This is a genomic window from Elioraea rosea, assembly GCF_007644105.1.
GTDB classification, from domain to species: Bacteria; Pseudomonadota; Alphaproteobacteria; order Acetobacterales; family Acetobacteraceae; genus Elioraea_A; species Elioraea_A rosea.
In genome coordinates this window covers 156,984-169,019 of sequence record NZ_VFAC01000003.1, presented here as the reverse complement: position 1 = coordinate 169,019, position 12,036 = coordinate 156,984, and the positions used below count along the sequence as shown (strand labels likewise).

The following is a 12,036-nucleotide window of genomic DNA, read 5'->3' as shown; positions in this document are numbered from 1 at the left end:
GTATGGATGACGTCCAGCCCTCGGCACAGGGCCCGATGAAGGCGAGCCTCGCCGGAGCGATCCGCGAGCTCATCGCCTCCGGCACGCTCCGTCTCGGCGCGCGCATTTCCGACAAGGCGCTCGCGGGCGAGCTCGGCGTCAGCCGCACGCCGGTGCGCGAGGCAATCCTCGCGCTCGCCTCCGAAGGGCTCGTCACCATCCGACCGCAATCGGGAACCTTCGTGTTCCGGCCCGAGCCGGGGGAAATCGCCGCTCTCTGCGCCTTCCGCGGGGTGCTCGAGACCGGCGCGATCCGGCTCGCGCCAGACCCCGGGGCGCTCGCCGCGCGGCTCGCCGGGCTGTGCGACGGCGCGGCGCAGTCCCTCGAGGCGGGCGATCTCGAGGCCTGCGAAGAGAGAGACACGGCGTTCCACGCAGCGATCGTCTCGGCGGCGGCGAACCCCCATCTCGCGCAGGCGCACCGGGCGATCGCAGACAAGGTGCGGGCGCTTCGCCACACCCTTCCCGCCACGCGGCCCCGCGTGGCATCCGCCATCGCGGGCCACCGCGCGATCGCCGCCGCCCTCTCCGCGGGGAGGCCCGAGGAGGCTGCCGCGCTGCTCGCCGCCCATGTCGAAGGCGTGGCGCGGCTTCTCGGCGCGCGCCCGAACGTGAGCGGCCCCGGACGCCCCCGGCCCGGCCTCGCGCCTTGACCTGCGGGGTGGCGCATGGTCAACCGCCCCGCGTCCATCCGGCGCACCGATCGTCCCTGGCTTGATCGGACGCGTCGCCGTTTCTACATCGCGGCCGGTTTCGCTGCGTCACGGGGGAGAGCTGAGCCGCATGGCGGCGATGATCGAGGTCGACGGCCTGACCAAGCGATTCGGGCCCGTTGTTGCGGTCGACAACGTGTCGATGACCGTCGCGCGCGGCGAGGTGCTCGGCTTCCTCGGGCCGAACGGCGCGGGCAAGTCCACCACCATGAAGATGATCTCGGGGTTCCTAACCCCCACGTCCGGTACCGCGCGCCTCTGCGGCCATGACGTGCTCGACGAGCCGCTCGCCGTGAAGCGCCGCCTCGGCTACCTGCCAGAGGGCGCGCCAACCTACCCGGACATGACCGTCCTCGCCTTCCTCGACTGGGTGGCGTCCGTGCGCGGCTTCTCCGGTGCGGAAAAGCACGCGCGGGTCGAGCGTGCGATGCGGGCGACCAGCCTTGGCGATGTCGTCTACTACCCGATCGAGGCGCTCTCGAAGGGCTTCAAGCGCCGCGTCGGCCTCGCCCAGGCTCTCCTGCACGACCCCGAGGTGCTCGTTCTCGACGAGCCGACCGACGGGCTCGACCCAAACCAGAAGCACGAGGTGCGCGGGCTCATCACCGCGATGGCGGCAGAGAAGGCGATCGTGATCTCCACGCACATCCTCGAGGAGGTCGAGGCGATCTGCACCCGCGCGGTGGTGATCGCGCGCGGCCGCCTGGTGGCCGATGCCGCGCCGGGCGCGCTCGCCGCGCGCTCGCGCTGGCACAACGCCGTCACCGTCCGCGTCCTGCCGGAGCAGCGCGTCGCCGCAATCGCCGCGCTCGCGCAACTGCCGGACGTCCACTCAGTCGAGGCGGAGGAGGCGCCGAGCGATGGCCTGCTCGCGATCTCCGCGCTGCCGGCCTCCGGCGTGCCGCTCGAAGGTGCCGTGCGCACCGCTCTCTCCAACGCCGGCATCGCGCCGCGGGACCTGCGCATCGAGCGCGGACGCCTCGACGAGGTGTTCCGCGACATCACCACGGGCCGCCCTGCCCATCCAGAGACGAGCCAGGCAGCCTGACCATGAAGGTTCTTCTCGCGATCACGCGGCGCGAGCTCGCCGCCTACTTCGCCACCCCGGTGGCCTATGTCTTCATCGTCATCTTCCTGGTGATGCTCGGCGCGCTGACCTTCTCGGTCGGCTCCTTCTTCGAGCGCGGCCAGGCCGATCTCGCGCCCTTCTTCACCTTCCATCCCTGGCTGTACCTGCTTCTGATCCCCGCCATCACCATGCGGCTGTGGGCCGAGGAGCGGCGGACGGGAACCATCGAGCTGCTTCTGACGCTGCCGGTCGCGATGTGGCAGGCGGTGCTCGGCAAGTTCCTCGCGGCCTGGGCCTTCACGGCGATCGCGCTCGCGCTGACCTTCCCCTTCGTCGTCATCGTCAACATGCTCGGCACGCCCGACAACGGCGTGATCCTCGCGGGCTATGCCGGGTCGCTGCTGATCGCTGGCTGCTATCTCGCGGTCGGCGCCGCCGTCTCGGCGCTGACCAAGAACCAGGTGATCGCCTTCGTTCTGGCGACGGCAGCCTGCTTCGTCTTCACCGTCTTCGGCAGCCCCGTCGTTGCGGGGTTCGTGGCCGATGCGGTGCCCTCGGGCGTGCTCGAGGCGGCGCGGCGCATCAGCCTGATCGGCCGCTACGACAGCATCACCCGCGGCGTCATCGCCGTGCGCGACCTCGTGTTCTTCGTGACCTTCATCGGCTTCTGGCTCTACGCCAACGCGGTGATCGTCGAGCTCAAGAAGGTCGGCTGAGATGAGCGCGAGGAAGCCCCCTGCCCGCCGGCTGCTCGGCGCGTTCGGCCTGATCGCCGCGCTCGTTCTCGCCGTCGCCGTGAACGTCCTGGCCGACCGGTTCCTCGGCCGCTTCCGCATCGACCTGACGGAGCAGCGCCTCTACACGCTGTCGGACGGCACGATCTCCGTCCTGCGCGGGCTCGAGGAGCCGATCACGCTTCGCCTCTACTACTCGGAAAGGCTCGGTCGCGAGATCCCGGTCTATGCGAGCTTCGCCACCCGCGTGCGCGAGTTCCTCGCCGAGTACGCGGCCATCGCAGACGGCAGGATCCGCCTTGAGTTCTACGAGCCCGAGCCCTTCTCCGAGGTGGAGGACCGCGCGCTCGCCTACGGGCTGCAGGGCGTGCCGGTCGACCAGTCGGGGGAGCAGGTGTATTTCGGGCTCGCCGGCTCGAACCTGCTCGACGACGAGAGGACGATCCCGTTCTTCCAGCCCGAGCGCGAGCGCTTCCTCGAGGCAGATCTCACCCGCCTCGTCTACGAGCTCTCCAACCCGCGCCGGCCCGTCGTCGGGGTCATGACCGGGCTGCCGGTGAACGGCGAGATGCGCGGCATGGGCGGCCGCCCCACCCCGCCCTGGGTGGTGATGACGCAGATGCGTCAGTTCCTCCAGGTGAAGGAGGTGCCGCTCGACGTCGCCGAGGTCGATGCCGAGATCGGCGTGCTGATGGTCGCACATCCGCAGAATCTCAGCGAGCGCGCGCAGTACGCGATCGACCAGTTCGTGATGCGCGGCGGGCGGCTGATGCTGCTCGTCGATCCGCATTCCGAGGCGCAGGCCTTCCGCCCCGACCCGCGCGGACGGCCGCAGACCGACACGGCGTCGGACCTCAAGCGCCTGCTCGAGGCCTGGGGCATCTCCTACGACAAGGACCAGGTGGCCGGCGACCTGCGCGGCGCATTCCGCGTGCGCGCCGGCCCGCAGGACCGCGTGCAGGCGGTCGACTACGTGGCCTGGTTCGCGGCCTCCGGCCCCGGCCAGATCGCGCGCGGCGACGTGGTGACGGGAGAGCTGAACCAGATCGCCTTCGGCTCGACGGGTTTCCTCGCCCCCCGCGAGGGGGCTGCGATCAGCTTCGAGCCGCTCGTGACCACCAGCACCGAAGCCGCCCCGCTGCCCGCCGAGAAGGTGCGGGCGGACCCGAACCCGTCCGCCATCCTCGCGGAGTTCCGCCCGGGCGGCCGGGCGCTGACGCTGGCTGCCCGGGTGCGCGGCCAGCTCCCCTCCGCCTTCCCCGACGGCCCCCCCGCGCCGGCGGAGGGAGAGGAAGCGCCTGCGCGGACGCGGCCGCATCTCGCGCGGAGCGAGGGCAACGCCAACCTCGTCATCGTCGCCGACACCGACATTCTCGAGGATCGGTTCTGGGTTCGGGTGCAGGACTTCTTCGGCCAGCAGGTGGCGCAGCCGACCGCCGACAACGGCGCCTTCGTCATCAACACGCTCGACAACCTCGCAGGCTCCGACGCCCTGATCGGGCTGCGCAGCCGCGGCGAGAGCCAACGGCCCTTCGAGCTCGTCGACGGCATGCGCCGCCGCGCCGAAGCCGAGTACCGCACCCGCGAGCAGGCGCTGCAGACCAAGCTGCAGGAGACCGAGCGCAAGCTGCGCGAGCTTCGCCAGGGCGGGGCGACGCCGGCCGAGCGCGGCCGCGCCGAGGTCGTGCTGACGGCCGAGCAGCGCGCGGCCATCGAGGAGGCGCGGCGCGACATCGTCGAGACGAGGCAGGAGCTTCGCGCGGTGCAGCGCGACCTTCGCCGCGAGATCGAGGGGCTCGAACGCGTCGTGAAGCTCGCGGCGATCGTCGCGGTTCCGGTCGTCGTCGCGATCGTCGCGGTGCTTCTCGGCATCTGGCGCATCCGCCGCCGCGCCCGCCGCGCGGAGGAGCCGCACGCGGTGCGGGCATGACGGCGCGTGACGTGACGCGCGACGGAGGGAGGCGATGACCCGTCGGGGGATCCTGCTGCTCGGCATCGGCGCGGTGGCTGCCGCGGGTGCGGCCACGTTGGTCCTGACAACGGGCGAGCGGACGCGCACAGAGGCGGTGATCATCGGCCAGCCCGTGTTTCCCGGCATCGCCCAGAGGCTCGCCAATGCGCGGTCGATCGAGATCCGCCGCCATGACGGAACGCTCTCGCTCGCAGAGAAGGACGGCACTTGGGGGCTTGCCGACCGCGGCGGCTTCCCGGTTCGGCCCGAGCGTGTGCGGGAGCTGTTCGCGGGCCTCGCCGAGCTTCGCCTGGTCGAGGAGCGCACGGGCAACCCAGAGCTCTTCTCGCGCCTCGGCCTCGAGGACGTCAGCGTCGCGGGCGGAACGAGCCAGCTGCTGACGGTGAAGGACGGCCAGGGCCAGGCGATCGCCGAGGCGATCCTCGGCCGAAGGCGCATCCGCACCGCGGGCAACCTGCCCGAGGCGATCTACATCCGGCGCCCGGGCGAGAACCGGAGCTTCCTTGCCGAAGGGAGCCTGCGCGCCGATACAGACCCCCTGCTCTGGGTCGAGCGGGAGATCCTCGACATCCGCCGCCAGCGCGTCGCGACGGCGACGACGGCGCGTGCCGGCGCCGAGCCCCTTCGCGTCGAACGCCGCAGCCCCGATCTCGAGCAGGCGGAGATGGCGGGTGCACCGGAAGGCTTCCGCGCCGACCAGGCGAAGATCGACGACCTGCCGCGGGCGCTCGAATACCTCACTTTCAACGATGTCCGTCCGGCCGCATCTGTCGCCTCCGCCACGGCGCTGGGAGAGGCGCGCTTCACGACGTTCGACGGCATCACCGTTACCTTCCGCATCGTCGAGGCGGAGGAGAAGCGCTGGGCGCTGATCGCCGCCACCTGGTCCGAGCCAAGCCAGCGGCCCGACAACGCGCCGGCTGAGATCAAGCCAGCCGAGGAAGCCAGGGCGGAGGCCGAAGCACTCGCCGCACGCCACGCGCCGTGGGCCTACAACCTCGTGGACTGGAAGACCGACATCCTGCTGCTCCGGCCCGAGGACGTCGCGGCCGCGGCACCGCAGGACCCGTCCTGAGCGGCGCGTGTCCGGCCGCGAGTATCCGAGCCATCCGCGCATCGGCGTCGGCGTCGTCCTGTTCCGCGAGAATGCGGTCCTGCTGATCCGCCGCGGCACGCCGCCGCGGCTCGGCGAATGGTCGCTCCCCGGCGGGGGGCAGGAACTCGGCGAGACGGTGGAGGAAACCGCACGCCGGGAGATCCTCGAGGAGACCGGGCTCGCGATCGACGGCGCGCTCACCTTCGTCGAGGTGGTCGATGCCATCGTGCGCGACGAGGCGGGGCGTGTGCGCTTCCACTACACGCTGATCGACTTCGCCGGCCTCGCGCCCGACGGCGTCGCGGTCGCGGGCGGGGACTGCGCCGCGCTTGCCTGGGTGCCGCTCGCCACCCTCGATGAGCTCCCGCTCTGGGACCGGACGCGGGCGGTGATCGGCAAGGCCGCGTCGCTTCTCGGCCAGCGATCCCTGTAGCCTAGCGGCCTTCGCGCGCTGCCTAGCACGCGCCTTGCATGGCGCGCAGGACACGGCACCTGGATTTCACCGGCAATGGACGGCGGCATCCGAAACAGAATCAGAAGCGTCGCGCAGGAAAGCGAACAGCATCGGGCCGCACGGGCGGCGATGTTCTCGTCGGAACTGCTGCGGCGCATCGACGCGATCGCCCGCGCGGTCGAGGCAGCCCAGCTCCCCGACGCCGCGCAGGAAGCCAATGCGCTCGCCACCGGCGCGCTTGCCTTCGGCCTGTCAGCCCTTGGGGAGGACGCAACGCGTGTCGAGCGGATCGCCCGGCAGGGTGACCGGCTTGCCGTGCAGCAGGCATTTTGCGTTCTGCAATGCGGTGTGCATGAGGCGCTCGCCGAATTGCGAGCGCGCGCCTAGCCGAAAGAACGAGCGAACGGCTCAGCCCACCTGCGCGGGCTCGGTCTCCCAGGCGAGCCGCTTTCGATAGATCGTCGAGGGCGAGACGCCGAGGGCGGCCGCGGCCTGGGCGATGTTGCCGCCGCAGGCCTCGATCGCTGCCTCGATGGCCTCGCGCTCGATCTCCGCAAGTGGCCGGATGCCGCGCCCCGCCGAGGTGAGCGGTGCCGGCTTGCGCGCCGCGAGCGTCTCGGCCGGCGGGGCTGCCGCGAGAACCCGCCCGGGCAGCATCGCCGCGGTCAGCACCGGGCCGTCGTTCAGCACGACGGCCGTGCGGATCGCGTTCTCAAGCTCGCGCACGTTGCCTGGCCACGCATGGGCCAGCAGCGCTGCCTCAGCATCTGGCGACAAGCCCTTGAATCCTTTTCTTTCCTCTGCCGCGAAGCGTTCGAGAAATCGGTCGGCCAGCAACACGATGTCCTCGCCCCGCTCGCGCAGCGGCGGCAGTTCGATCGGGATCACGTGCAGCCGGTAGTAGAGATCCTCGCGGAACCGCCCGGCCTTCACCTCGGCAAGAGGGTCGCGGTTCGTGGCGCAGACGAAGCGCACGTCGCCCTGCTCGAGACGCGTCGAGCCGACGCGCTGGTAGGCGCCTGTCTGGATGAACCGCAGCAGCTTGCCCTGCAGCGCGAGGTCCATCTCGCAGATCTCGTCGAGGAAGAGGGTGCCGCCCTGCGCCTGGGCGGCCGCGCCGGCGCGGTCTGCTACCGCGCCGGTGAAGGCGCCGCGCACATGGCCGAACACCTCGCTCTCGATCAGCTCGCGGGGAATGGCGGCGCAATTAATGGCGACGAACGGCCCCTCCCGCCGGGGCGACACCGCATGCACCGCTTCGGCCGCGAGCTCCTTGCCTGTGCCCGATTCGCCGGTGATGAACACCGTCGCCCGGCTGGCCGCCGCGTTGTCGATAATCCGGTAGACCGCCTGCATCGCCGGGGCGGCGCCGATGAAGCCGCAATAGGAGGTGCGGTCGACGGCCTCCTTCAGCGTCGCGACCTCGCGGGCGAGCCTCGCCCGGTCGAGCGCGTTGCGCAGGGTGACGACCAGGCGCTCCTGCGGGAAGGGCTTGACCAGGAAGTCGGCCGCGCCGGCCTGCATCGCCGCCACCGCCGTGGCGACGGAGCCGTTGGCGGTGATGACGATCACAGGGGGCGGCGCGGCCCGGCCGCGGATTTCGCGGAGCAGGTCGAGCCCGTCTGCGTCGGGCAGGCGGAGGTCGAGCAGGACGGCATCGGCGCCGGACCGCTCGAGCGCGGAGCGGGCATCGGCCGCCGTCGCCGCATGGTCGAGCGACCAGGGTGCGTCGCGGAGGTAGGAGCGGTAGAGCTCTGCCAGCGCGCGCGTGTCCTCGACGAGCAGGACCCTCGCGCCGGCAGAAGCCGGCGCCGTCATGCCGCCCTCGCGCGCGGCCGAAGCCAGAGCAACAGGAGGCCGAGGGCCGCGAGTACCGGCCAGGCTGGCTGCTCGAGCAGAGGCTGGACCAGGTCGTCCCAGAGCCACGGCGCCACGTGGCGCTGGATACCGGCCTGCGTCATGTTCAGGCTCGGCGGATCGATCTCGAACCACAGCTGGCCGAGGGGGATGAAGGCATGGGCGCCGCTGGCGAGCGCCATCGCCTCGCGAGCCGCCGGCCAGACCGCAGCGATCAGCAACACCACGCCGAGCAGCCCGAGCAAAAGCCGAAAAAACAGTCTCATATCGACGTTATCTTACGTTACTTTCCAGCATTCACGCGAACAGGCGCTCGCGCTCAAGGCCACGATAGAGGTCGGCCACCTGCTCGCCATAGCCGTTCCAGATCATCGTCGGACGGCGCTCGCCCGTTCCGAGCATCCGCTCGGACGCCTGGCTCCAGCGCGGGTGCGGCACCTCGGGGTTCACGTTCGCCCAGAACCCGTACTCGGAGGGCTGCAGCTTCTCCCAGTATCCCACGGGGCGCTCCGCGACGAAGCTGATCCGCGTGATCGATTTGGGCTGCTTGAAGCCGTATTTCCAGGGAGTTATCGGGCGGATTGGCGAGCCCATCTGCGGCGGCAGGGGCTTGCCGTAGACGCCTGTCGCCAGGAAGGCGAGCTCGTTGCCGCATTCCTCGATGGTGAAGCTGTCGGTGTAGGGCCAGGGGTACCAGGTCTGCCGGAAGCCGGGCGCGATGGCGGGGTTCTGGAAGGTCTGGAACACCACGTACTTCGCGCCCGCCTGCGGCTCGGCCCAGCGGATGAGCGAGGCGAGCGGGAAGCCCGTCCAGGGTACGGCCATGGCCCAGGCCTCGACGCAGCGGAAGCGGTAGAGCCGCTCCTCGAGCGGGAACAGCTTGATCAGCGTGTCGATGTCCACCGTGCGCGGGTTGGGCACCAGCCCGTCGATCGTCACCGTCCAGGGCCGCGTCTCCAGGCGCTGCGCTGCCTGCCAGATGCCCTTGTGGCTGCCGAACTCGTAGAAGTTGTTGTAGGTCACGGCCTCGCGCGGCTCGGTCAGAGGCCGGTCGAGGGCGAAGCGGTCGTTCCGCGCGGCGGGGTAGAGCGGCTTGGTCGGGTCGTTGCCAGCCTGCGCGTCCCACCACCCCATCGGGTCGCGTCCCTGGGCGAAGGCGGCATAGCCGCCTGCCGCGGCGGCAATGCCGAGCCCGGCTGCGCCGCCGAGAATGGCGCGCCGGGACGGATTGGCCCGCCTCGCCTCACCGTGGGCGAGGACAGCCTGCTCGGGCGTCGCGTCGCTTTCGGGCAGGCGCCAGGACGGGCGGCGGTGGACGGGCATGGCTGGGCTCCTTCGTGAGGCTGTTCAGGTGTGTATGGAAGCCGGCCCCGAAAAGGTTAGCTCACAGTCGCGTCACGGGGCCGGCTTCTCCTCCGGCGGCTTCCCATCCGCCGGGGCGTCGCCCTCACTGCCGGCGGGCGGCGACGCCGTGGTGGGCTGGATCGGCAGCCAGCGATAGCCCTTCACGCGCAGGCAGAAGGCCGTCAGCTCGTACGCCCGCTGGGAGATCGCGAGGCCAGGCGATGCCCATCCCATGCCCCAGCCGGGCGCAACGTAGCCCCGGCGCCAGCCCCAGGGGTAGGCGACCCCGCCCCAGCCGTAGAGCATCACGCTCCTTTGGGCCTCTCGGTCAGCCTCGATGCGGCATTCGGTCATCTCCTCGGCGGAGGCGAGGGCGCCGGTCTCGGGGTTCTGCCAGGCATGCGGCACGGTTGCGCAGCCGGCGGCAAGGAGGGCGAGCATGAGGGCGGTTTTGCGCATGCCAGGATGATGGGCATGGCACCGTGTCGGCGCGAGGGCGATCCGCAGCAGGCCTGGCGTCGCGGCAGCCTGACGCCGCGACGCTGCCGCCTCAGGGTCCGGTTCTTCGCTTCAGGACGAGGTCCGCCGCCACGTAGAGGGCGATGGCCGCGCCGATCACGCTGATCGCGACGGTCGGGTCGGGGGAGAGGCCGAAATGGCGGGCGACGCCGGGCCACCCGTCCCAGAGCATCTTCAGCGAGACGTAGACGATGAGGATGAGCCCGGCCCAGCCGATCCAGCGGTGCTTGTCGAGAAGCCGCGCGATGTAGCTCGCCGCCACGCCCATCAGGACGACACTGAGCGCGAGCCCGAAGGCCATGATGTAGGGGTGGTCGCGCGATGCGGCGGCAACGGCAAGGACGTTGTCGAGGCTCATCGACACGTCGGCGATGGTGATCTGCCACATTGCCGCGGCGAAGGTCTTCGGTTTGGCGTCGAAGCCTTCCGCGGCATGCTCGCTGCTGGCCGCGTGGGCGCCGCGGAGCTCGCCAAACATCTTGTAGCAGACCCAGACGAGCAGCAGCCCGCCGGCGAAGACGAGCTCGGCGATGTCGAGGATGATGACGGTGATCAGCGCGAAGAAGATGCGCAGGATCGCCGCGGCGGCGATGCCGAGGATGATCGCGCGGCGGCGCTGTTCGGGCGGAAGGCCCGCCGCGGCCATGCCAACGACGACGGCGTTGTCTCCAGCGAGCGCGATGTCGATCAGGACCACCTGGGCGAGCGCCCAGAGCTGCGACGTGGAGAAAGCCAGTTCCATGGAAGCGCGCCTGTTGCCGCGAAAAGACCGGCGCCATACGCGGCGAGCGGCCGGTTCTTGTCAACCCTCGGAACTCGGCGCAGAGAAGCGGCGACATCACGAGGCCAGAGGACGAGGACCTGGATGATCCCACGCTACAGCCGCCCTGCCATGGCCGCGATCTGGTCGCCGGCGAACCGCTACCGCATCTGGTTCGAAATCGAGGCGCTTGTCGCGGAGCGCCAGGGCCAGATGGGGCAGATCCCGGCCGAGGCGGCGCGCGTCATCCGCGAGAAGGGCGCGCCGCGGATCGCGGCGATCTCGGAGGATGACATCGCGCGCATCGATGCGATCGAGGCAGAGGTGCGGCACGACGTGATCGCGTTCCTGACCTGGCTCGGCGAGGGGATCGGGCCGGAGGCGCGGTTCATGCACCAGGGGCTGACGAGCTCGGACGTGCTCGACACCACGCTCGCGGTGCAATTCACCGAGGCGCTCGACCTGATCGACCGGGGGCTGGCGCGCCTTCTCGAGGCGCTGAAGGCGCGCGCGCTCGAGCATCGCCACTCCGTCACGATCGGGCGAAGCCACGGCATCCACGCCGAGCCGACCTCATTCGGGCTGAAGCTCGCTGGCCACTGGGCCGAGTTCGCGCGCAATCGCGAGCGGCTTCGCCAGGCACGGCGGGAGATCGCGACCTGCGCGATCTCCGGTGCCGTCGGCACCTTCGCGCATGTCGACCCGTCCATCGAGGCCTTCGTCGCCGCCCGGCTCGGCCTTGCCGTCGAGCCGGTGTCGACGCAGGTGATCCCGCGCGACCGGCACGCGATGGTCTTTGCCGTTCTCGCCGTCATCGCCTCGTCGATCGAGCGGCTGGCCGTCGAGGTGCGGCACCTGCAGCGGTCGGAGGTGCGCGAGGCGGAGGAGTTCTTCCATCCCGGGCAGAAGGGCAGCTCGGCGATGCCGCACAAGCGCAACCCGGTGCTGTCGGAGAACCTGACGGGGCTCGCCCGCCTCGTCCGCGGCATGGTCGTGCCGGCGCTCGAGAACGTCGCGCTCTGGCACGAGCGGGACATCTCCCACTCATCGGTCGAGCGGGTGATCGCCCCGGATGCGACGATCGCGCTCGACTTCGCCCTGCAGCGGCTCGCGGGGATGATGGAGAAGCTCGTGATCTACCCGGAGCGCATGGCGGCGAATGTCGAGGCGCTCGGCGGGGTCGTGCATTCGGGTGAGGTGCTTCTCGCGCTCACCCAGGCGGGGATGACGCGCGAATCGGCCTATGCCGCCGTGCAGCGCAACGCGATGGCGACCTGGACCAGGCTCGGCACGGCGGAGGGGCGGAGCTTCCGCGAGAACCTGCTCGCCGACACGGAGGTCACGGCGCATCTCGACCCGGCTGCGATCGACCGGGCAATGGATCCGATGCTGCACCTCAGGCATGTCGACGCGGTGCTCGCCCGCGTCTTCGGCGACGCCGAGCCCCGGCCCGGCGATGTCGACGGAGGGTGACGCGCT

Annotated in this window: 13 protein-coding genes; 8 read left to right on the top strand and 5 right to left on the bottom strand. The window is 70.8% G+C overall.

Annotated features, from left to right (window positions below; translation table 11 throughout):
• Nucleotides 1-2 precede the first annotated feature (2 nt).
• The 7 genes from FIF60_RS03970 to FIF60_RS03940 all read left to right on the top strand — a co-directional run bounded on the left by FIF60_RS03970 (nt 3) and on the right by FIF60_RS03940 (nt 6,464).
• On the top strand, nt 3-692 hold the full coding sequence (locus FIF60_RS03970) for a GntR family transcriptional regulator (protein ID WP_144184059.1): 690 nt from the start codon (nt 3-5) through the stop codon (nt 690-692).
• A gap of 130 nt (nt 693-822) precedes the next feature.
• Nucleotides 823-1,800 carry an ABC transporter ATP-binding protein gene (locus FIF60_RS03965; protein ID WP_204251098.1) on the top strand — a complete coding sequence of 326 codons (978 nt, stop codon included), beginning with the start codon at nt 823-825 and terminating at the stop codon, nt 1,798-1,800.
• Nucleotides 1,801-1,802: 2 nt separating this feature from the next.
• The gene (locus tag FIF60_RS03960; RefSeq protein ID WP_144184057.1) at nt 1,803-2,537 is read left to right on the top strand and encodes an ABC transporter permease subunit; all 735 of its coding nucleotides are present in this window, start codon (nt 1,803-1,805) and stop codon (nt 2,535-2,537) included.
• 1 nt (nt 2,538) lies between these two features.
• The gene (locus FIF60_RS03955) at nt 2,539-4,485 is read left to right on the top strand and encodes a GldG family protein (RefSeq protein WP_144184055.1); all 1,947 of its coding nucleotides are present in this window, start codon (nt 2,539-2,541) and stop codon (nt 4,483-4,485) included.
• 34 nt (nt 4,486-4,519) lie between these two features.
• Nucleotides 4,520-5,602, top strand: a complete 1,083-nt coding sequence (locus tag FIF60_RS03950; protein WP_144184053.1) for a DUF4340 domain-containing protein — start codon at nt 4,520-4,522, stop codon at nt 5,600-5,602.
• Nucleotides 5,603-5,609: 7 nt separating this feature from the next.
• Nucleotides 5,610-6,056, top strand: coding sequence for an NUDIX hydrolase (locus FIF60_RS03945; protein ID WP_144184051.1), 447 nt, complete (start codon nt 5,610-5,612; stop codon nt 6,054-6,056).
• A gap of 75 nt (nt 6,057-6,131) precedes the next feature.
• Nucleotides 6,132-6,464, top strand: a complete 333-nt coding sequence (locus FIF60_RS03940; protein ID WP_144184049.1) for an Hpt domain-containing protein — start codon at nt 6,132-6,134, stop codon at nt 6,462-6,464.
• Between the two features lie 21 nt (nt 6,465-6,485).
• On the opposite strand, the gene FIF60_RS03935 is transcribed toward FIF60_RS03940, so the two are convergent.
• From FIF60_RS03935 to FIF60_RS03915, 5 genes are all read right to left on the bottom strand, one after another.
• Nucleotides 6,486-7,895, bottom strand: a complete 1,410-nt coding sequence (locus FIF60_RS03935) for a sigma-54-dependent transcriptional regulator (RefSeq protein ID WP_144184047.1) — start codon at nt 7,893-7,895, stop codon at nt 6,486-6,488.
• On the bottom strand, nt 7,892-8,200 hold the full coding sequence (locus tag FIF60_RS03930) for a hypothetical protein (protein WP_144184045.1): 309 nt from the start codon (nt 8,198-8,200) through the stop codon (nt 7,892-7,894). The genes FIF60_RS03935 and FIF60_RS03930 overlap by 4 nt, the downstream gene beginning before the upstream one ends.
• 31 nt (nt 8,201-8,231) lie before the next feature.
• Entirely contained in the window at nt 8,232-9,257 is a 1,026-nt protein-coding gene (gene msrP, locus FIF60_RS03925) for a protein-methionine-sulfoxide reductase catalytic subunit MsrP (RefSeq protein WP_144184043.1), read from the bottom strand.
• Nucleotides 9,258-9,329: 72 nt separating this feature from the next.
• On the bottom strand, nt 9,330-9,737 hold the full coding sequence (locus tag FIF60_RS03920; protein WP_144184041.1) for a hypothetical protein: 408 nt from the start codon (nt 9,735-9,737) through the stop codon (nt 9,330-9,332).
• 91 nt (nt 9,738-9,828) lie between these two features.
• A complete protein-coding gene (locus FIF60_RS03915) occupies nt 9,829-10,539 on the bottom strand; it encodes a YjbE family putative metal transport protein (RefSeq protein ID WP_144184040.1) in 711 nt (236 codons plus the stop codon).
• A gap of 123 nt (nt 10,540-10,662) precedes the next feature.
• On the opposite strand from FIF60_RS03915, the gene purB reads away from it, so the two are divergent.
• Nucleotides 10,663-12,030 (top strand): adenylosuccinate lyase, encoded by a 1,368-nt coding sequence (gene purB / locus FIF60_RS03910; protein WP_144184038.1) that lies wholly within the window; start codon nt 10,663-10,665, stop codon nt 12,028-12,030.
• Nucleotides 12,031-12,036 lie beyond the last annotated feature (6 nt).

Coding starts and splice junctions, on each gene's coding strand:
- FIF60_RS03965 (WP_204251098.1), top strand. CDS start 823: ATGGCGGCGATGATCGAGGTCGACGGCCTGACCAAGCGATTCGGGCCC.
- FIF60_RS03955 (WP_144184055.1), top strand. CDS start 2,539: ATGAGCGCGAGGAAGCCCCCTGCCCGCCGGCTGCTCGGCGCGTTCGGC.
- FIF60_RS03940 (WP_144184049.1), top strand. CDS start 6,132: ATGGACGGCGGCATCCGAAACAGAATCAGAAGCGTCGCGCAGGAAAGC.
- FIF60_RS03970 (WP_144184059.1), top strand. CDS start 3: ATGGATGACGTCCAGCCCTCGGCACAGGGCCCGATGAAGGCGAGCCTC.
- FIF60_RS03950 (WP_144184053.1), top strand. CDS start 4,520: ATGACCCGTCGGGGGATCCTGCTGCTCGGCATCGGCGCGGTGGCTGCC.
- FIF60_RS03930 (WP_144184045.1), bottom strand. CDS start 8,200: ATGAGACTGTTTTTTCGGCTTTTGCTCGGGCTGCTCGGCGTGGTGTTG.
- msrP (WP_144184043.1), bottom strand. CDS start 9,257: ATGCCCGTCCACCGCCGCCCGTCCTGGCGCCTGCCCGAAAGCGACGCG.
- FIF60_RS03915 (WP_144184040.1), bottom strand. CDS start 10,539: ATGGAACTGGCTTTCTCCACGTCGCAGCTCTGGGCGCTCGCCCAGGTG.
- FIF60_RS03935 (WP_144184047.1), bottom strand. CDS start 7,895: ATGACGGCGCCGGCTTCTGCCGGCGCGAGGGTCCTGCTCGTCGAGGAC.
- FIF60_RS03960 (WP_144184057.1), top strand. CDS start 1,803: ATGAAGGTTCTTCTCGCGATCACGCGGCGCGAGCTCGCCGCCTACTTC.
- FIF60_RS03920 (WP_144184041.1), bottom strand. CDS start 9,737: ATGCGCAAAACCGCCCTCATGCTCGCCCTCCTTGCCGCCGGCTGCGCA.
- purB (WP_144184038.1), top strand. CDS start 10,663: ATGATCCCACGCTACAGCCGCCCTGCCATGGCCGCGATCTGGTCGCCG.